Annotated in this window: 18 protein-coding genes; 16 read left to right on the forward strand and 2 right to left on the reverse strand. The window is 38.4% G+C overall.

The window, feature by feature from the left end:
- Positions 1-25: 25 nt before the first annotated feature.
- Positions 26-1,243 (reverse strand): nucleotidyltransferase, encoded by a 1,218-nt coding sequence (locus tag FCJ93_RS01825; protein ID WP_095313120.1) that lies wholly within the window; start codon positions 1,241-1,243, stop codon positions 26-28.
- A 564-nt stretch (positions 1,244-1,807) separates the two neighbouring features.
- On the opposite strand from FCJ93_RS01825, the gene FCJ93_RS01830 reads away from it, so the two are divergent.
- The 4 genes from FCJ93_RS01830 to FCJ93_RS01845 all read left to right on the forward strand — a co-directional run bounded on the left by FCJ93_RS01830 (position 1,808) and on the right by FCJ93_RS01845 (position 4,211).
- Positions 1,808-2,332 (forward strand): YceD family protein, encoded by a 525-nt coding sequence (locus FCJ93_RS01830; RefSeq protein WP_095313118.1) that lies wholly within the window; start codon positions 1,808-1,810, stop codon positions 2,330-2,332.
- An 85-nt stretch (positions 2,333-2,417) separates the two neighbouring features.
- Entirely contained in the window at positions 2,418-2,591 is a 174-nt protein-coding gene (rpmF, locus tag FCJ93_RS01835; protein WP_009791160.1) for a 50S ribosomal protein L32, read from the forward strand.
- Positions 2,592-2,744: 153 nt separating this feature from the next.
- Positions 2,745-3,518 (forward strand): enoyl-CoA hydratase/isomerase family protein, encoded by a 774-nt coding sequence (locus FCJ93_RS01840; RefSeq protein WP_095313116.1) that lies wholly within the window; start codon positions 2,745-2,747, stop codon positions 3,516-3,518.
- Positions 3,519-3,605: 87 nt separating this feature from the next.
- Complete coding sequence (locus FCJ93_RS01845; protein ID WP_095313115.1) at positions 3,606-4,211, forward strand: RsfA family transcriptional regulator; 606 nt, start codon at positions 3,606-3,608, stop codon at positions 4,209-4,211.
- A gap of 52 nt (positions 4,212-4,263) precedes the next feature.
- Here the strand turns inward: FCJ93_RS01845 and FCJ93_RS01850 are convergent, their stop codons facing one another.
- The gene (locus FCJ93_RS01850) at positions 4,264-4,737 is read right to left on the reverse strand and encodes an N-acetyltransferase (protein WP_095313113.1); all 474 of its coding nucleotides are present in this window, start codon (positions 4,735-4,737) and stop codon (positions 4,264-4,266) included.
- 196 nt (positions 4,738-4,933) lie between these two features.
- Here FCJ93_RS01850 and FCJ93_RS01855 point away from each other — a divergent pair, with 196 nt between their 5' ends.
- From FCJ93_RS01855 to FCJ93_RS01910, 12 genes are all read left to right on the forward strand, one after another.
- Positions 4,934-5,146 carry a biotin/lipoyl-containing protein gene (locus FCJ93_RS01855; RefSeq protein WP_095313111.1) on the forward strand — a complete coding sequence of 71 codons (213 nt, stop codon included), beginning with the start codon at positions 4,934-4,936 and terminating at the stop codon, positions 5,144-5,146.
- Positions 5,147-5,171: 25 nt separating this feature from the next.
- On the forward strand, positions 5,172-6,713 hold the full coding sequence (locus FCJ93_RS01860; RefSeq protein ID WP_095313110.1) for an acyl-CoA carboxylase subunit beta: 1,542 nt from the start codon (positions 5,172-5,174) through the stop codon (positions 6,711-6,713).
- A gap of 376 nt (positions 6,714-7,089) precedes the next feature.
- Entirely contained in the window at positions 7,090-7,989 is a 900-nt protein-coding gene (locus tag FCJ93_RS01865) for a 2-dehydropantoate 2-reductase (protein ID WP_095313107.1), read from the forward strand.
- 1 nt (position 7,990) lies between these two features.
- Positions 7,991-8,380 (forward strand): DUF3397 domain-containing protein, encoded by a 390-nt coding sequence (locus FCJ93_RS01870; protein ID WP_095313106.1) that lies wholly within the window; start codon positions 7,991-7,993, stop codon positions 8,378-8,380.
- 421 nt (positions 8,381-8,801) lie between these two features.
- Entirely contained in the window at positions 8,802-10,436 is a 1,635-nt protein-coding gene (gene bshC / locus FCJ93_RS01875) for a bacillithiol biosynthesis cysteine-adding enzyme BshC (protein WP_095313105.1), read from the forward strand.
- 258 nt (positions 10,437-10,694) lie between these two features.
- Positions 10,695-11,126 (forward strand): division/cell wall cluster transcriptional repressor MraZ, encoded by a 432-nt coding sequence (gene mraZ / locus FCJ93_RS01880; protein ID WP_095313104.1) that lies wholly within the window; start codon positions 10,695-10,697, stop codon positions 11,124-11,126.
- Positions 11,127-11,179: 53 nt separating this feature from the next.
- Positions 11,180-12,112 (forward strand): 16S rRNA (cytosine(1402)-N(4))-methyltransferase RsmH, encoded by a 933-nt coding sequence (gene rsmH / locus FCJ93_RS01885; protein WP_095313103.1) that lies wholly within the window; start codon positions 11,180-11,182, stop codon positions 12,110-12,112.
- A 28-nt stretch (positions 12,113-12,140) separates the two neighbouring features.
- Positions 12,141-12,497, forward strand: a complete 357-nt coding sequence (ftsL, locus tag FCJ93_RS01890; RefSeq protein ID WP_095313102.1) for a cell division protein FtsL — start codon at positions 12,141-12,143, stop codon at positions 12,495-12,497.
- Complete coding sequence (locus FCJ93_RS01895) at positions 12,494-14,677, forward strand: penicillin-binding protein (RefSeq protein WP_095313101.1); 2,184 nt, start codon at positions 12,494-12,496, stop codon at positions 14,675-14,677. The genes ftsL and FCJ93_RS01895 overlap by 4 nt, the downstream gene beginning before the upstream one ends.
- A gap of 295 nt (positions 14,678-14,972) precedes the next feature.
- Positions 14,973-16,916, forward strand: a complete 1,944-nt coding sequence (locus FCJ93_RS01900) for a stage V sporulation protein D (RefSeq protein WP_095313100.1) — start codon at positions 14,973-14,975, stop codon at positions 16,914-16,916.
- A 250-nt stretch (positions 16,917-17,166) separates the two neighbouring features.
- On the forward strand, positions 17,167-18,636 hold the full coding sequence (locus tag FCJ93_RS01905; protein WP_137742795.1) for a UDP-N-acetylmuramoyl-L-alanyl-D-glutamate--2,6-diaminopimelate ligase: 1,470 nt from the start codon (positions 17,167-17,169) through the stop codon (positions 18,634-18,636).
- A 75-nt stretch (positions 18,637-18,711) separates the two neighbouring features.
- Positions 18,712-19,164 (forward strand): hypothetical protein, encoded by a 453-nt coding sequence (locus tag FCJ93_RS01910; RefSeq protein ID WP_137742796.1) that lies wholly within the window; start codon positions 18,712-18,714, stop codon positions 19,162-19,164.
- Position 19,165 lies beyond the last annotated feature (1 nt).

Here is a 19,165-nt window from a genome sequence, read left to right on the forward strand (position 1 = left end):
GGAACCCTCTGAAGGTTTGTCCTTTTTAATTTGTCATATAAAAAGGAGGCTGTTTATATTCCATCTGCAGAAGCTCTTGTGTCATTTCCTCCTTTGCTCCCAAGGCGTAAACTCTAGAAGCGCGTATATCAAGTTTGATATCATCGCCATGATACGAAGACAATTTTGAGACCAATGGAATAGAAGCGTGTTTTTTCCACTGATTTAAATATTTTCTTCCGTTATCGTTCATACCTAGTAATCGAATGTAGTTTGCTTCCTTCATTATCTCATTCATCTCGTCGAAGGTGGTATTGGTTAATATATGTGTGCACATCCGTTGAAGTCTTGTCCAAGTATAACGCTTTGTTTTAACGATACTCATAAAATCTTTAAATGAATTTGCAGCTAATGCTGCTTCAATGACCCGATTTTCCAATCCTTCCTCCACTTCGTATATGTTGCGTAATTCTGTTCCAGAAGCATGGAGCAATCTATACTTTAAAAAAGGCCAATAGTTCTCCCAACGTTGAAACTGTTTGTACGTCCTGTAATAATCGTCTAGGATAGCGGCGGTTGTGTTTGGAATGTAGCTGTTGATTTCACTTAAGCTGCCGCCAGTTGTAAATAATGACTTACGAATGCTTGTTGCACTAGCAATCGTTTCGGATGAAAAACGTTCATCATGATAGCCTGCTTTTGTCCTCGGTATCGTTATAGGGCGCATATTGATTCCTAAGTCATTGATTGCTTTAACATATTGGAATCCTAAAATATTGTTTGGTTTTGATAGATCAATTATTTTTTCACTCGGGTCTAGCTCAAGAAAAGCAGAAGATGTTGCGGAAGGGTAGCTCATACCCTGAGCCATATTCAATTTAATTCTTTCTTCATATTTCTCTTTATTGTTTTTTAAAAACTGTAAAGTGTGATAAAAATGCTCGATTTCTCCAGATTCACTTCCGAAGCAAAGTATGCTGGCACCAATTTGACTTAACAAAGAAACGGCTCCAAAAGCGAAGGTATCTGCTTTTTGGGTGGCAAATTGATAGGGAAGTTCAATAACAATATCGACACCAGCGGATAAAGCCATTTTTGCCCGCTGCCATTTTGGTAAGAGGGCAGGTTCTCCCCTTTGTAAAAATTGTCCACTCATTACCGCTATGACAATATCTGCATCGCTTATTTGTCGTGATTGTTGTAAATGGTAAGCATGTCCATTATGAAAAGGGTTGTATTCTACTACAATACCAACTGCTTTCATTTTTTCGCTCCCTTAAAAATATCGTTTTAAAAATAGGCTTTGTTAAATAGAATTTTTGTTAAAATGTTTTTGGGCCCATTTCATGTGGAACCATGGTTTCACACGTCTTTCAGTTATGCTGAAAGGTCCAGCGAGAAAATGAGCCAAGAATCAACACCGATATACAATAAAGCCAAATTTAAAAGGATGTTTTTTAATGAATGACCCAATTTTTATATGTCCGGAATAGTCTGTGATAATATTTACGGAAAAATAAACTGAGCTCATTCGCTCTAGCCAAATATAGTTGAAATTCATATCCGAAACTTACCATATAGGCACAATGGCCAAGTGCTAATTTGACTTTATTTATGTTATCCTTTTATTGTTATTGTACTAATTTTCAAAGAATGGGTCATTAAAAAAGAACGAAGCGTCAAAATATTTGATTATGTCCATAATAATAGCAGATGTGTAAATTTGTATGCTATCGTTGTTTGAGGACACTTTAGACTGTAAAGAAAAAATATTGACAAATAATTATAGGAAAGCTATAATAACCTTTGTTGCCTTGGGGTGATTCTTATGAAATGGACATTAAGTCAGTTACAAAAACATCGAAGCAAGGAATTCCCAATTGATGAGATGGTAAACCTTGATGAGATAAAAAAAATCGATCAAACGATACGCTCGGTTTCACCAATGCATATCACTGGTCGAGCAGATATTGACTCATCTAAAGTTTCTTTTCACCTTAAGATTAGAGGACATTTAGTCTTACCTTGTTCTCGTACTTTAGTTGACGTGAATTATCCGATCGATGTAGAAACAACTGAAACCTTCCTTTTAAAAGGTTTAGATTATGAAACCGATGAGGAAGTTCATCAAGTAAAAGGGGATGTTATCGACCTAAAGCCGGTCTTGCAGGAAATCCTTTTGCTTGAAGTACCTATACAAGTTTTCTGTGACGAAGGGTCAAGCGAAGAAGGAGCTCCACAATCTGGAAAAGATTGGGAGGTTATTCATGAGCAGAAGAAGGATAAAATTGATCCACGCTTGGCAGGACTTGCAAAATTATTTGATCAAAATGATCCTTCTTCCAATTCATAATGAATGAAGAAGACAAGAAACTGTTGAAAGTTTAGCTAGTCTAGCTTTCATGACTTTCTTAATACTCTTTAAGGAGGTGGGAATAATGGCTGTACCTTTTAGAAGAACTTCTAAAACTGCGAAGAGAAAACGTCGTACTCATTTTAAACTACAGGTACCAGGTATGGTAGAATGCCCAAACTGTGGTGAGATGAAGCTTGCTCACCGTGTATGTAAAGCTTGTGGAACATACAAAGGAAAAGAAGTTGTAAACGACTAATACTTCAATATGAGATAAAAAGCACAGGACGAATTCGTTCCTGTGCTTTTGTCGTTCTTGAGGCTCTTAATAGAAAAGCTAGTCTTAACCACCTAGCTCTCTTGTTTTTTTGGGTGATTAGAAGTTTAATGAAAGAAGAGAGGGTGGTTGTATATGTCGAAATCATATGATATTTGCATGCGGAATGATGGTATCCTTGTCTTTACAATTACTAGACCGGACAAGAGAAACGCCGTTAATTTTGAAGTAATGGCTGGACTTAATGAGGCTATACAATTAGCAAATGAAACGAAGGTCAAGGCATTTGTCATTACTGGTGAGGGTGAAGAAGCTTTTTGTTCCGGTGGAGATTTAGGTAAATTCCATCAATTAAAAACAGAAGAACAAGCCTATCAAATGCTGATTAAAATGGGAGAATTATTGTATCAATTGGCGATGCTCTCAAAACCTACCGTAGCTCTGATAAACGGGATCGCTATTGGTGGTGGCTGTGAAATTGCTGCTGCCTGCGATATCCGGATTGCCCGAAAAGGGATTAAAGCCGGTTTTGTTCAGGGAAAATTAGCGATTACAACAGGTTGGGGTGGCGGAACAATTTTATTAGAAAGGGTACAGCATTCAGCAGCGATGAAAATGTTATTAGAAGCAAAAATATACTCGTTCCAGCAATTAATTGAATTGGGATTTGTCCAATACATATATGAAGGCGATCGTTGGGAAGGACTACGAAATAATCTAGATTTTATTTTCTCTCTGGAGGATACGGTTTTAACTGCTTATAAAATGATGTTCGTTCGAAAGATGAGATTGCTTGATTTAAAGGAACGGATAGAAAGTGAAATTCGCCAATGCGCACTACTATGGGAAAAGGACGCCCATCACAAGCAAGTTGACAAGTTTTTAAATAAAAAAATGACTGATCAATAATCTCAATAGAAATCGGGAAGATCAGTCTATCTCTTCTAGTAGTTGCATATGTATGAATAAAACGAAAACACTAGGAGGGATTGACATATGCCCACGAATCGCCAAGATGCTTGGTCAAATGATGAGGATTTGCTACTTGCTGAAGTAGTTTTAAGGCATATACGCGAAGGAGGAACTCAGCTTCAAGCGTTTGAAGAGGTAGGAAAGCAACTTTCAAGAACAGCAGCCGCTTGTGGTTTTCGCTGGAATTCTTATGTGCGTAAACAATATAAATCAGGGATAGAATTAGCAAAAAAGCAACGAAAAGAACTAAGAAAACAAACTCAATCTTCAGTTGAATCACGAGAAATTGAGGGAGAACAACCTACAGAAGCATTCCAGCATGTTGATAAACCGAAGATAAGCTTTGAGGATTTAGTCAATACGTTAAAGATCCTCTACCAAGAATTTGAACAATCAAGCGAAGCTGAGGAGAAGCTTCAAGAATTAGAAAAAAGGATTGCTTATTTAACCGCAGAAAATGAGAATTTGAAGAAAGAATTGCAAACGATCGAGCAGGATTATAAGGCTCTTATAGAAATTATGGAAAGGGCAAGAAAAATGGTGGTCCTTCAAGAAGAGGATCGCCAACAAAAAGTGAAATTTCAAATGGATAAAAACGGAAATCTTGAAAGGGTAGAAAATAAAGGCTAGCTTATGAAGACAAAAAAAGGCGAATCATTGATTCGCTTCTTTTTTGTCAAGGCTAAAATTCCTTTTGTGTATAATTTTCCGGGAACCAAAAAAGCGGATTCTCTCCACGATCTCTTGCCATATCGTAGGTTACAGACTCAAACCCCATCTTTTCCCAAAATTCTTTTGACTTCATTCTAGCATTCGTTTTGATTGGTAAACTTAATTTTTTAGCAAATTCAACAAGAGCCTTTCCGTAGCCCTTTCCTTGGTAATCAGGTAATACTTCGAGTTTCCAAAGTTCTAAATAATCATGCGGTGGTTCAAAGTATTGATTAAATTTGGCATCTACTTTATATAGACTCATCCGAGCCACTAACAGATCCCCAAAGTAAATCCCGTAAAATGGAGATTCACTGTCATTGTCAATAATGTTTGCTTGCAAGTCTTCAAGCATGGATAGTTCCTGTAAACCATATTCTTTAAAGCGTTTAAATTCCTCTAATGTTTTGTAATTAACTTTTAATTTCTCTACTTTATAATCCATATTGCTCCCCCCAGTCCAACTTTAATCATGAATAACTTAGAAGTCTCATATATTTAATGTGAAGAATGATACTTACTCCACTTCATTATATAACAAAAAGACGGAAAATACTCACAAAAAGACGTAAGCGATTACAGAGTTTTATTGATATGAGCGGCAAAAGAGCTGTGAGAAAAAGGAAAAGGATGGGGTTGAAATGAAAATAATTACATCGACAATTGCAGGAATTGTTTCTGATGTACTGGTCGAAAAGGCAGATGCAGTAAAAAAAGGACAAGAGGTCGTCATAATTGAATCCATGAAAATGCACATTCCAATTGAAAGCGAAGGGGAAGGAATCGTAAGTGAAGTGAAGGTGGACAAAGGCGATTTTATAAACGATGGTGATGTTCTGCTTGTATTAGAGTAAGTTACTAAAATCTTTGGAGGGGAATATGGATACAGTAAAAGCATTGGCAGCAAACCTTATGGAAAAACAAAAAGCAATTGAAGAGGGCGGAAGAGCGAGGTACCACGAAAAATTAAAATCTCAAAACAAGCTTTTCGTTCGTAAGAGGCTCGATATGCTCTTTGATGAAGGTCAGTACGAAGAGGATGGAAAATTTGCAAACTGTGAGGATGGAACATTACCTGCTGATGGTGTGGTAACGGTTATCGGTCAAATAAATGGGCAGACAGTCTGCGCTATGGCTAACGATTCAACTGTAAAAGCAGGATCTTGGGGAGCGAAGACAGTAGAAAAAATCATTCGAATTCAAGAAGTCGCTGAAAAACTGAAAGTACCATTGCTCTATTTAGTTGATTCCGCAGGAGCTAGAATAACGGATCAATTGGAGATGTTTCCAAATAGGAGAGGTGCAGGGAGAATCTTTCACAATCAAATTAAACTTTCTGGAATGGTACCGCAGATTTGCCTTCTTTTTGGGCCATCAGCCGCTGGCGGCGCTTATATCCCTGCCTTTTGTGATGTGGTGATTATGGTCGATCAGAATGCTTCCATGTATTTAGGCTCACCAAGGATGGCGGAAAAAGTAATTGGTGAAAAGGTAACATTAGAGGAAATGGGTGGAGCAAGAATGCACTGTACAGTAAGTGGCTGTGGTGACATTCTAGTTTCTGATGAAGAAGAGGCTATCGAGACAGCGAAAAAGTATTTATCCTATTTTCCAGCCAATTATCAACAAAAGCCGAAGCGGGCAAAACCGTGCCCTCCAAAAGAAGGGAAACAGCTTGAAGAGCTCATTCCTTTGAATCAAAATGCTTCTTTTGATATGTATGATTGTATTGATGCGATTGTGGATGATGAAAGCTTCTTTGAAATAAAAAAACTGTTCGCAGCTGAGTTAATTACTGGATTCGCAAGGATAGATGGAAGAGCTGTCGGTATTGTCGCCAATCAACCTAAGGTAAAGGGTGGCGTTTTGTTTGTCGATTCAGCAGATAAAGGGGCAAGGTTTATTCAGCTTTGCGATGCCTTTCATATACCGCTCTTATTTTTAGCTGATGTTCCTGGCTTTATGATCGGAACGAAAGTGGAAAGAGCTGGTATTATTCGCCACGGTGCAAAGCTCATAACGGCGATGAGTTCCGCTACTGTACCAAAAATTTCGGTCATTGTTAGAAAGGCCTATGGAGCAGGTCTTTACGCGATGGCAGGTCCAGCATTTGAACCAGATTATTGTGTGGCATTGCCAACTGCTCAAATAGCTGTCATGGGTCCGGAAGCAGCGGTTAACGCTGTCTACTTAAATAAAATTAGTGAAATGACTCAACCGCAAGAGAGGCAGGCCTTTATCGAAGAGAAACAACGGGAATATAAAGAAGAAATAAATATTTACAAGCTAGCCTCTGAAATGATTGTTGATGATATTGTTGTCCCTTCACAGCTAAGAAATACACTTATCGGCAGATTATCGATTTATGAAACAAAGGATGTAGCTTTTAGTGAAAAAAAACATCCAGTTTATCCTGTTTAATTTGCTAAACGTCTGTATAGAAGCTTTAAAGCTTTTCGGTAAAAGTTCATTTTTTCATTTATGTTCGATGCTCGCATTGCTCACCGCCGTGGACAAATTTTTTAATCGGACTAAAATAGTTTATCTAGTCTTTCAAGTGTTGTCTAAAATCATGGAAATACCGAAAAGTAAGGGGGTGAAAAAATCTATTTTTCTCCCCTTATTTTTTTTGATTGGGTCTTTTACCACGATGGTATTAAAAAACTAGCATTGTGGATATGCTCACACTTTTTCCAGTTATATATTTTTCGTGGAAATGCAACAAAATCTGAGAAAATAGCCCTTGTCTTTGGTAAAATAGAAATAAGTTTTAAATTGTTTTTAATGGGGCGATAGAATGAGAGTTGCCATTATTGGTGGAGGAGCGATAGGGTTATTATTTTCCTATTACTTAAAACAAGAGCATAGTGTTGTTCTATATGTTCGGAGTCACTCGCAAAAAATGGAGATAGAAGCAAATGGAATTACGGTTCGAAATCAAGAAGGTTTATTTCATACATATGTGCAAGTAAAGTTCATTAGTGAATGGGAAGAAGATGAAGCAGATCTTGTTATAGTTTGTGTTAAACAATATCAACTGGAATCATTGCTCAAAGACATGGAATTCATACATGGACAACCAAGTCTATTCATTCAGAATGGGATGGCCCATTTAAACATAATTGATCGATTTAAATTAAATCATGTTTATGTCGGATCTGTGGAGCATGGCGCTTATCGAGAGAATGGACATACTGTTATTCATACGGGAATAGGTGAGACGAAGTTAGCCTGTTATCAAGGGCGTAACCAAAAGATAGTGAATGAATTAGTTCAAACCTCAAATCCTTCATTTCGGTTTTGCTTTGTTGACGATTATAAAGGCATGCTTCAAAAAAAGCTTGTTGTCAATGCGCTTATTAATCCGCTCACAGCTCTTTTGAATGTCGAAAACGGGATGCTTATTGATAATCCCCATTATTATCAAACCTTTACTGAAATGTTTACAGAAGTTAGTACAATATTGGGGCTTGATGATGAACAGTTATATTTTGAATATGCGCGGCAAATTTGTTTAAATACCGCTCATAATCAATCCTCCATGCTTAAGGATTTGAAAGCAGGGAGAGAAACGGAGATTGAGGCGATTTTAGGTTATTTAATAGCTGAAGCAAAGCGGTTGCAAGTTGAGGCACCGCTGATAACCGCGCTTTTTCATCTTATTAAAGGGAAACAATTGGAGAGAGGAGGAAAGTGAGATGTCAAATGTCTTTTCAAATGTTGCTGCTGCGCTCATTACCATTCCAATTTTAGGCTATATCATTATTTTTGTTATTTGTAAGCAAGCAACAAAGCAGCATCGTCGCGCTGTTCAAATGGCGCTGGATGGTAGCACGCTCTTATTTATCATTTCAGTTCATTATATGATTATGACTATATGGAATAAATCATTGCTTTGGTTGATACTTATTCTTATCCTTTTAATTGGGGCAGCTGTAGTTTTGCTCCATTGGAAGATTAAACAAGAAATTGATTACCATAAAGTATTCAAGGGTTTTTGGCGTTTTAATTTCCTTGTTTTCTTCTCTGCATATATAATTTTATTAATCATTGGGATCGTTCGTAGCATTTCGCATGCGGTTTCATAAATAACGTCTAGGAATGGGAGTGTCTGAGAAAATTGTTTAGGCTCTACAACTTTCCTAGGCTTTTTATTGTCTTTATACAAGATTATCAATTTAAGTTCAGAGAAACATTGTTATGTTTTCAACTTTCTTTATCTCCTGCGGTTCAGTCCAGTCCGTACGGTGCTAAGCAAAAGACCTCCACTTTTCATTGTCCAGTTGCGGCGGCTAGCACCTATCAAACTTCAGGCCTTCTCCTTACGATAAGTCAAACTCAATTCGCTAGAGCTCATTGGTTTTCCTTTATCTCATTCGAAGTCCTTCCAGTTTGTACGGTGCTGAACAAGCCGCCTCCACTTTTCTTATAGGCAAAGTTTTTTTCTTTGTGAGTATTCAGTGATATACTCATACGTAGTAAATTGTTGCTTAGAAAGGAAGTACATAAATGGAGATGATGAATCTCAATCTCCCAGCTACGAATAGGTTTGCCACGGCATACTATAATGGGACTGACGAGGTACAGAATTTTTTTCATTATCAATATCAAAATTCTTCTCATTACCAAAAAAGGTTGGAGGAATTATCTGAGCGCTCGTTTATGAGGGAGGAACTGGCTGCTCATATTGAGTTTTTTATGAAACCATTTCCGAGCTCGGAAAGAGTATTAGAATCCATTGCTAAACTGAAGAAAAAAGATAGTGTTGTTGTAATTGGAGGACAGCAGGCTGGAATTCTAACAGGTCCCTTATATTCTATACATAAAGTGATTTCAATTATTGCGTTTGCAGAACAAAAAGAAAAAGAACTAGGAGTACCTGTTGTTCCTCTTTTTTGGATTGCTGGTGAAGATCATGATTACGCAGAAGTAAACCATGTGTACCTGGAACATCGAAATCAATTGGAAAAATGGGTTTATCCAAACAAAGTATTAGATAAAAGAATGGTTACAGACTGTGTATTAAATAAAGAGGTTTGTCAATCTTGGCTTGAAGATGTGATTGAAACTTTTGGAGAGACAGAGCATACGAACCGCTTGCTAGAGTTCTCGAAAAAAGCTATTGAGTGCTCAGAAACCTTTGTTGATTTCTTTGCATATATTGTGATGGAATTATTTAAAGAGCAAGGACTCTTACTCGTTGATTCAGGAAATAGGCAATTACGACAGTTAGAGAAAAAAGGGTTTGCCGAACAAATTAATCATGCTGCTAATATTACGGCTTCTGTGGAAAATCAACAAGCTAAGCTTGCTGAATATGGATTTGCAAGAACGATTGAGCTATCACCAGAAGCTGCAAACTTATTTTATTATGATGAAGAGCATTTTGAACGGGTTCTTCTGGAATTTAACAACGAAACGAAAACATTTATTGGCAAGGATGGGATCATCTCCTTTTCGCAGGAGGAATTACTTGCGATAGCGAATGAACAACCTGAAAAATTGAGCAATAATGTGGTGACAAGACCGCTTATGCAGGAGACGTTATTTCCGACACTGGCATTTATTGCCGGACCGGGGGAAATCTCCTATTGGGCAGAGTTAAAAGATGCTTTTGAAATCTTTAACATGAAAATGCCTCCAATCATTCCAAGGATTAATATTACATTTCTAGAACGAGAAATAGAATCAAGTATGGCGGACTGGGGCCTGAATTTACAAGAAGTTTTACAGGCCGGAATATCAGAACAGAAGCAAACATTTCTAACTTCAGTTAAAGACACGTCCTTTGACGAATTATTTTCTGAAACGAAAGAGCAGCTGATGAGAAGCTACAAAAAAATAAGAAAGCAAACAGAAAAAGAGTACAGAGGGCTTTTGCCTTTACTGCAGAAAAATGAGTCAATTCTGTTGCAGCAAATTGCTTTTATGGAAGGGAAAATTGAAGAAGCGCTGCATATCAAACATGATGTTGCATTAAAGCAGCTTGACTGTATCGCTTATTCAATCAGACCGTTTGGCGGGCCGCAGGAACGAGTTTGGAATATATACTATTTTTTAAATAAATACGGCTTAGACTTTGTTGAACGATTATCAAAGCTTCCCTTCGAATTTGACGGTACACATAAAGTAGTAAAGATATAGAAAGTTCCTTGAAACAGAGTGTGTGGATAAACTCAGAAATTTTCGAGTTTATCTACACTCTTTTTTTTTGAAAAAGAGTGATGTAACTTCTAAGTGAGTGGCTGGTAAAAATGCTTCGTAAGGTCCATATAGTACAACCTTCCTATTTTTCATGAATGCGGAAGGATTTTTTTATTTGAAGAAGAATTATTTTAAAAATAAGGTGGAGGAAAGTGGGGGATTGTGGTACATTTAGGATAGAGAGTGGGGGTAGTGGGTATGTTTATGGGTGAATACCATCATAATGTTGATACGAAGGGTCGTCTCATCGTACCTGCAAAGTTTCGTGAGCATTTAGGCGAAACATTTGTTTTGACACGAGGCTTAGATCAATGTTTATTTGGATACCCACTATCTGAATGGTCCCTAATAGAGGAAAAACTAAAAGGGTTGCCATTAACGAAAAAAGATGCCCGTGCTTTTACTCGCTTTTTCTTTTCAGGTGCCACCGAATGTGAACTTGATAAACAAGGGAGAATCAATATTTCTTCCCCTTTGATGCAATACGCAAAACTAGAAAAAGAATGTGTTGTGTTAGGTGTTTCCAATCGAATTGAGATATGGAGTAAAGATCTTTGGGAAGACTATTTTTCAGAGTCAGAAGAATCTTTTGCAGAGATTGCAGAAAATATGATTGGATTTGATATTTAAAATCATTTAATAATATCAACTTCCAAGTCTTACGATTGGAAAGGTGGACAAGCATGTTTGAACATACAACAGTGTTATTACATGAAACGGTTGATGGATTAAATATTAAGCCAGATGGTGTATATGTTGATTGTACGATGGGAGGGGCGGGGCACAGTTCGCTAATCCTCTCAAAGCTTTCGCCGAAAGGAAAGCTCTATGCCTTTGATCAAGATGATACGGCGATAGCGAATGCTAAAGAGAAGCTCGCTCAATATGGTGAACAAATTGTGATGATTAAGAGCAATTTTCTCCATTTGCAAAAGGAGCTTGCAAAAAGAGGAGTCACTCAAGTAGATGGAATTTTATACGATTTGGGAGTGTCATCCCCACAGTTAGATACTCCGGAAAGAGGTTTCAGTTACCACCACGATGCTCCACTTGATATGAGAATGGATCAAGAAGCGCCAATTTCAGCATACGATGTTGTGAATGATTGGAGCTTTAATGATTTACTAAAAATCTTTCATCGGTATGGTGAGGAGAAGTTTTCAAAGCAAATTGCTCGAAAAATTGAAGCCGCCAGAGAAATAAAGGCCATTGAAACGACAGGCGAATTAGTGGAAATTATTAAGGATGCAATCCCTGCACCGGCGAGACGTAAAGGGGGACATCCTGCTAAAAGGATATTTCAAGCTATACGGATTGCTGTAAATGATGAACTAGGTGTATTTGAAAAATCGCTTCAGCAAGCGATTGAAATATTAGCTCCAGGCGGAAGGATAAGTGTCATTACATTTCATTCGTTAGAGGATCGGATTTGTAAGGTGACTTTCAAGAAAGCAAGTGAAATACCGGATTTGCCACCGGGACTTCCAGTTATCCCTGAGCAGTATAAGCCAGTATTGAAACTGATAACGAGAAAACCGATTTTACCTTCCGATGAGGAGTTGGAAGAAAATAATCGCGCCAGATCAGCAAAACTTAGAATAGCTGAAAAATTATAACCCATAAAAAAACCAAGGAGGGAACGGAATGGGAAATTTAGCAAGGAAGCTGCAACAAGAACAACAACAGAAACAGGTGCAAGCGCCGAAAATAGTCAGGAAAAATAGATTGGGTTTCTCTCCTGGTGAGAAAATATTAGCATTCATTTTTTGTGTAGCGCTTTGCTTTGGTGCTGTGCAAATTATTTCAAATCAAGCTGCCATATATGAAATAAATAAGGATATCCAAGAAACTTCTTCTATCATTCAATCGCAACAAAAAGTGAACGCTGATCTTGCGATGCAGGTAGAAGAATTAAGCACATATGAAAGAATATGGGCAAAAGCTAAAGAGCTGGGTTTAAAACTAAATGAAAATAACGTCAAGGTTGTGCAAGGACAATGATTAGGAAACAGCCGAATATGAATGTGGGAGCAGCGATTTTATTTATTTTATTTTGTCTGCTCTTTTTTGTCTTATTATTTCGCTTCGTTTCCATCCAAGTAACAGGAGAGGCAGCGGGGCAGCCGTTGGCTGCGAAGGCACAACAAATGTACAATAAAAATGGGATATTAGAGGCGAAAAGAGGTACGATTTATGATCGCAATGGAGAAGTGATCGCAGAGGATACTTCTTCTTACACGTTGATTGCAATTTTAGATGAAAAGATGAAGCCCAACTATGTTTCAGATAAAGAAAAAACTGCGCGAGAGCTTGCAAAATATCTTGATTTATCAGAGTCAGAGATTTTGAGAGTTTTGTCAAAGAAAGAGAAATTTCAAGTGGAATTTGGTCTTGCAGGAAAGGATATTTCTTTGCAGACAAAACAAGAGATTGAGGATTTAAAATTGCCGGGAATTACATTTATTAGGGAATCAAAACGATTCTATCCAAATGGTGTATTTTCCTCCCATTTAATTGGCTTTGTCGAAACAAAAAAAGGAGAAACGACTCCAGTTGGACAATTAGGGCTTGAAAAATCATTAAATGACATCTTAACAGGCGAGAATGGCTCTGTTCATTATGCAAGTGATCTTTGGGGCTATATTCTGCCGAATAGTGAACAAAAGATTACACCTGCCAAAGATGGAAAAGATGTTTACTTAACATTAGATAAGAAAATTCAAACCTTTTTGGAGGATGCATTAAATCAAGCAGATGAGCAGTACAAACCGACGAAAATGGTGGCCATTGTCGCTGATCCAAAAACGGGTGATATTTTGGCGATGGGGCAAAGACCGACATTCCATCCGAAAACACGAGAGGGTATTGAGAAAACATGGTTGAATGAGGCTGTTGAAGTTTCGTATGAACCAGGGTCCACAATGAAAATATTCACCCTTGCAGCGGCACTTGAAGAACAAGTGTTAAATTTGAATGACTATTACGAGTCTGGTTCTTACAAGCCAACAAAAGATGATTTAATTCGAGATCATAATAAGGTTGGCTGGGGCTCGATCACTTATTTGGAAGGATTTCAACGTTCATCGAATGTGGCGATTGCAAAAATTGTCCAGGAAAAGCTTGGATTTGACACGTATCGGCAATATTTAACAAAGTTTGGCTTTGAAAATCCAACAGGAATTGAGCTCCCAAATGAAACCGGGGGGAAAATTGTTTACAATTATCCGTCAGAAAAAGTAACGACTGGGTATGGTCAAGGGACGGCCATCACTCCTTTGCAGCAAATACAGGCGGCGACAGCGATCGCAGGGAACGGGAGTATGTTAAAGCCACAAATCATTGATAAAGTCGTCGACCCAGCTACAAATAAAACGATCCAAAAAACGGAGCCTGAAGTAGTGGGTAAACCAATTTCTGAAGGAACTGCCAAAAAAGTGCGTGAAGTAATGGAAACAGTGATCACATCACCGAAAGGTACTGGCTATAAGCGATACAATATTGATGGCTATGAGATTGCCGGGAAAACAGGAACAGCAAATTTAACGCATCAAGGTGCATACATTCATGGAGATAATGATTATGTCTTTTCCTTTATGGGGATGGCACCGGCGGATGATCCAGAACTGATTGTATATGTCATGGTTCAGCAGCCAAAAGTTGCTAATTCATCTGAAGGATATAAACCTGTGTCATTAATCTTTAAACAGGTAATGAAAAATAGTCTGCAATATTTAAGTATTCAGCCTAGTGAACAACCGTCCTCAAAAACGATCGAAATTCCTGATGTTATCGGCAGAAGCGTTGAAAACGGCGTCAGTGCTTTGCAAGATCTTGGGGTTAATGCGATTGTTTTAGGTAGTGGCACAGAAATAGTCAATCAACTCCCGGCAAAAGGACAGCCGCTCTTGGAAGGTGAAAAGGTAATCATTCAAACGGATGGTGAAATTACCCTTCCTGATTTGCATGGTTGGTCATTGAGAGATGTAATGAAGGTGGCAAATCTCGCGAAGCTGCAATTGAACATAACTGGGAACGGCTATGTAATTCAGCAGAATGTAGCAGCGGGAACGAGATTAAAAGAGGGAGATTATTTGGTTGTTCATTTGCAAAGTCCTGATACAAAAGAACAGCTGAGTAAGGAAGATGGGGAAGAAGAGTCAGAAATCCCTAAAGGCGGCTAAGAAGAGAGCTTAAAAATGGGGCTAAACAAGCCCGTTGATTATTGCTCTGGAGCTTATTTTAGTGCTTTTTCGATGAAACGAAGGAGAAAATTTGTTCTCTCCTAAACGTTTCATTGAAAAAGCTCCTTCGAAAAAGCTGTGAGAAGCCTTGATTTCTTACGAAATGAACCGAAGATGACCCGTTTAATAACAAAGTTAAAAAGAAAGCAGAACGTACCAACGTATGGTGCGTTCTATTTATATTTGTACAAGCATATATTTGAACGAGCCAAACATAAGGGAGGTTCGTTCGAATATGCGGGTTTCGAATGTAACAGTTAGAAAAAGGTTAACCATTGCATTGCTTATCGGATTTCTTGTTTTTTTCATTATTGATGTCAGACTAGGGTACGTTCAATTTTTTCTTGGAAATTGGTTAACGGATGGAGCTGAAAATTTATGGAGCCGTGAAATTCCATTCGAGCCAGAACGGGGGGATATCGTCGACAGAAATGGTGTGGCATTAGCGACTAATATGAGCGCGCCAACAGTTTATGTCTTTCCAAGACAGGTAAATGACCCTGCTGTAGCTGCAGAGAAATTAGCAGCTGTATTAAATGCTTCAAAGGAGAAGATATACAAACAGATAACAGAGAAAGAATTAATAGTGCGGATTTCTGAAGGGCGGAAGATTTCAAACGAAAAGGCAGCAGAGATACGAAATCTTGAACTTTCAGGTGTTTATGTTGGAGAAGATTCGAAAAGATATTATCCCTTTGGGGAGTATCTATCTCATGTGTTAGGGTTTACAGGGATAGATAACCAAGGATTAATGGGACTTGAATTATACTATGATGAGCAATTAAAAGGGAAGAAAGGCTCAGTTCAATTTTATGCAGATGCTAAGCATAATCGTATGAATGATAAAGCCGACGAATATCAAGCACCTGTAGACGGTCTTGATCTGAAATTGACAATCGATTCTAAAGTGCAGACGATTATTGAAAGAGAGCTTGACATAGCGGAAGCGACATACAAGCCGGATGGAGCAATCGCCATTGCAATGGACCCGAATACTGGTGAAGTGCTAGGAATGTCGAGTCGCCCAAGTTTTAACCCGACCAATTTTCAAGAAGTTGCGCCCGAGGTTTATAATCGAAATTTACCAGTCTGGAGTACGTATGAACCTGGTTCGACCTTTAAGATCATTACTTTAGCAGCAGCTCTTGAGGAAGGGAAGGTTGACTTAGAGAAGGATCATTTTCATGACTCTGGTTCGGTGAAGGTAGATGGAGCAACGCTTCATTGTTGGAAAAGAGGGGGACATGGAAGCCAGTCCTTTCTAGAGGTTGTGCAAAATTCCTGTAACCCTGGTTTTGTTGAGTTGGGACAAAGATTGGGAAAGGAAAAGCTGTTTAAGTATATTAAAGATTTCGGCTTTGGAGAAAAAACCGGGATCGATCTTCAAGGTGAAGGGAAAGGGATTCTTTTTAATTTAGATCGTGTAGGTCCCGTTGAACTTGCAACAACTGCCTTTGGCCAAGGGGTATCAGTTACCCCGATCCAACAAGTAACCGCATTGTCCGCTGCGATTAATGGAGGTACACTATATACCCCTTATATAGCAAAAGAATTGGTTGATCCAGTTAGTGGAGAAATTGTTATGAAAACCTCCCCGACAGCAAAAAGAAAAGTGATTTCAGAAGAAACGTCAAAAGAAATTCGCCATGCTCTTGAAACTGTTGTTGCTCAGGGGACAGGTGGAAAGGCATTTGTGGAAGGATATCGAGTTGGTGGAAAGACTGGAACAGCTCAGAAGGTTAAGAACGGACGTTATATGGAAAATAACCACATCGTTTCTTTTATTGGCTTTGCTCCCGCCGATGACCCGCAGCTCGTCGTTTATGTTGCTGTTGATAATCCGAAGGGGACGATCCAATTCGGAGGCACAGTTGCTGCACCTATTGTTGGAAACATTATGGGAGACAGTTTAAGGGCTTTGGGAGTAAAGCCGAGAAAAGAGCAAATTGAAAAGGTAAGAAAGGGCTGGGATGACCCTGTTATGATCGAGGTTCCAGATATGGTTGGGATGACAAAAACAGAGATTAGAGAAATTTTCGTGAATTTTAAAATAGATGCAAGCGGTCAAGGAAATACGGTTGTCAAACAAACCCCTCAAGGCGGCATAAAATTGAAGGAAGGTTCAACCATTAGGCTCTATTTTGATGATCCAGAAACAACAGATGAGAAAGAGGAATAATGAGTGGGGAGGCTGAAAGTAATTCGCCTCTCTTTTTTCGTGCCGGCCTAAATCTTTGCTTTTTTATAAAGAAAAACAATATCCTGAGAAAAAATAGCGAAAAGTGTGGTTTTCATGTAAAATAAAATACGCGAGTTTTTGAAAGAGCTCTCGAAGGAATCCAGCAAAAATGCGTACACGGCCGAGACTAGCGATGAACTTACCCATGAATGCAAGGTGTTCGTACTTTCTAAGAGAGGATATGATTAAATTGAAATTACATACTTTACTGAGCCATCTTCATTTTATTAATTTTGATAATATCAATAATCTAGAAATTGAATCAATAGAAAATGATAATCGTAAAGTCGTAAAAGGAAGCTTGTTTATTTGTATAAAAGGATATACGGTCGATGGTCATGATTTTGCCGAAGCGGCCGTTCAGCAAGGGGCAGTTGCTGTCATTTCTGAAAAACCACTGTCATTATCGGTTCCGGTTATTGTTGTTGAAAGTACAAAACGTGCGATGGCTGTATTATCTGATGCATTTTATGGTCAACCTAGTCATAAACTTCATATGATAGGAATTACTGGAACAAATGGAAAAACAACGACGAGTCATCTGATCGAAAAAATCCTTTCTGATGCTAACCAGCAAACTGGATTGATTGGAACGATGTATACGAAGATTGGCGCAAAACAACTGGAAACGAAAAATACAACACCTGAAAGCTTGACGTTGCAAAAGACTTTTAAACAAATGGTAGACGCCGGAGTACAATCGACCGTAATGGAGGTTTCATCACATGCTTTAGTCGAAGGGCGGGTGCATGGAACCGATTTTAATGTAGCTGTATTTACTAATTTGACTCAGGATCATTTAGATTACCATCATACAATGGATGAATATAAGAGGGCGAAGAGCTTATTATTCTCTCAATTAGGCAATACATATCACTTGCAGAAACCTAAGTTTGCAGTTTTAAATGTCGATGATGAAGCTAGCAATATGTTTATCGAGTGTACAAGTGCCCATGTGCTTACTTATGGAATTGACAAGGAGGCAAATCTTCGAGCTACACATATACAAATTACTGCTCAAGGGACAGTGTTTGAACTAGTTAGTCCATTTGGCATCCACCAAGTTAAAATGAATTTAATTGGGAAATTTAGTGTTTACAATGCTCTTGCTAGTATTGCTGCTGCACTTTGTTCGGGAGTGTCCATCGAGAATGCGATTGCGTCTATTGCAGGGATAAAAGGGGTGGCAGGTCGCTTTGAATTAGTCGATCAAGGTCAGGATTTTACAGTGATTGTCGACTATGCACATACACCTGACAGCTTGGAAAATGTCTTAAAAACAATTAAAGAGTTTGCACAAAATAAGATTTCTGTCGTTGTAGGCTGTGGCGGAGACAGGGATCGAACGAAACGTCCGATTATGGCGAAGGTTGCCTGTGAATATAGTGAACGTCCGATTTTTACTTCCGATAATCCACGCAGCGAAGATCCCGAGAAGATTTTAAAGGATATGGAAGCAGGGGTTGCCGGAAAAAGATATGAAGTGTTTAGCGATCGGAAAGAGGCGATCTATCATGCGATCGAAACGGCAGAATCAGGTGATGTTATTTTAGTTGCCGGCAAAGGTCATGAAACATATCAATTAGTTGGTGACAACGTTTTTGATTTCGATGATCGAGAAATAGCAAAAGAAGCCATTGCTCGACTGAAGAAATATTAGAACTACTTCCTAGAAGGATCCTACGTCTATGAACGATTATAGTTACTTCATTCAACGAGGCAAAGGAGAGATAGGATGTTCTTAACATACGAAGACTTATCCACGATTTTTTCAGATATAATGGGAACAAAAGAATTTGATTTGGATTATCAAACGGTTTCGCTGAAAGCAGATTTGTATCAACCAAAAGGACTTTACATTCCTGTGGATTCAACTTCTTGTGATCTTCAACAAGCAATTGCCAATGGTGCTGTCGGTGTTGTTTGGGAAAAAGGAAGGGCAATACCTAAATATACGCCAAATCATTTTCCCGTATTCTATACAGACGATCCTGCCAGGGCGGTAAAGGAAGTTTTTTTAGCCTATCGAGCTAAGATCAGCGGAAAGAAAATGGCAAAAAAGGACAAAACAAATTTCCTTTTTTTAGATGAAAAACTTCTGAAAGAATTTTATGAGACATATGATAATGCAGTAATAGCAGCAAAATTTAACAAACTGATAGAGCAGTTTCGAGAGGAGAAGGAATAGA

The sequence above is a fragment of the Robertmurraya siralis genome (assembly GCF_005502275.1).
Taxonomy (GTDB): Bacteria; Bacillota; Bacilli; order Bacillales; family Cytobacillaceae; genus Robertmurraya; species Robertmurraya siralis.

Excerpts from the sequence above, each read along its gene's own strand:
- FCJ93_RS01825 (WP_095313120.1), bottom strand. The coding sequence starts at position 1,243 with ATGAAAGCAGTTGGTATTGTAGTAGAATACAACCCTTTTCATAATGGA.
- FCJ93_RS01830 (WP_095313118.1), top strand. The coding sequence starts at position 1,808 with ATGAAATGGACATTAAGTCAGTTACAAAAACATCGAAGCAAGGAATTC.
- rpmF (WP_009791160.1), top strand. The coding sequence starts at position 2,418 with ATGGCTGTACCTTTTAGAAGAACTTCTAAAACTGCGAAGAGAAAACGT.
- FCJ93_RS01840 (WP_095313116.1), top strand. The coding sequence starts at position 2,745 with ATGTCGAAATCATATGATATTTGCATGCGGAATGATGGTATCCTTGTC.
- FCJ93_RS01845 (WP_095313115.1), top strand. The coding sequence starts at position 3,606 with ATGCCCACGAATCGCCAAGATGCTTGGTCAAATGATGAGGATTTGCTA.
- FCJ93_RS01850 (WP_095313113.1), bottom strand. The coding sequence starts at position 4,737 with ATGGATTATAAAGTAGAGAAATTAAAAGTTAATTACAAAACATTAGAG.
- FCJ93_RS01855 (WP_095313111.1), top strand. The coding sequence starts at position 4,934 with ATGAAAATAATTACATCGACAATTGCAGGAATTGTTTCTGATGTACTG.
- FCJ93_RS01860 (WP_095313110.1), top strand. The coding sequence starts at position 5,172 with ATGGATACAGTAAAAGCATTGGCAGCAAACCTTATGGAAAAACAAAAA.
- FCJ93_RS01865 (WP_095313107.1), top strand. The coding sequence starts at position 7,090 with ATGAGAGTTGCCATTATTGGTGGAGGAGCGATAGGGTTATTATTTTCC.
- FCJ93_RS01870 (WP_095313106.1), top strand. The coding sequence starts at position 7,991 with ATGTCAAATGTCTTTTCAAATGTTGCTGCTGCGCTCATTACCATTCCA.
- bshC (WP_095313105.1), top strand. The coding sequence starts at position 8,802 with ATGGAGATGATGAATCTCAATCTCCCAGCTACGAATAGGTTTGCCACG.
- mraZ (WP_095313104.1), top strand. The coding sequence starts at position 10,695 with ATGTTTATGGGTGAATACCATCATAATGTTGATACGAAGGGTCGTCTC.
- rsmH (WP_095313103.1), top strand. The coding sequence starts at position 11,180 with ATGTTTGAACATACAACAGTGTTATTACATGAAACGGTTGATGGATTA.
- ftsL (WP_095313102.1), top strand. The coding sequence starts at position 12,141 with ATGGGAAATTTAGCAAGGAAGCTGCAACAAGAACAACAACAGAAACAG.
- FCJ93_RS01895 (WP_095313101.1), top strand. The coding sequence starts at position 12,494 with ATGATTAGGAAACAGCCGAATATGAATGTGGGAGCAGCGATTTTATTT.
- FCJ93_RS01900 (WP_095313100.1), top strand. The coding sequence starts at position 14,973 with ATGCGGGTTTCGAATGTAACAGTTAGAAAAAGGTTAACCATTGCATTG.
- FCJ93_RS01910 (WP_137742796.1), top strand. The coding sequence starts at position 18,712 with ATGTTCTTAACATACGAAGACTTATCCACGATTTTTTCAGATATAATG.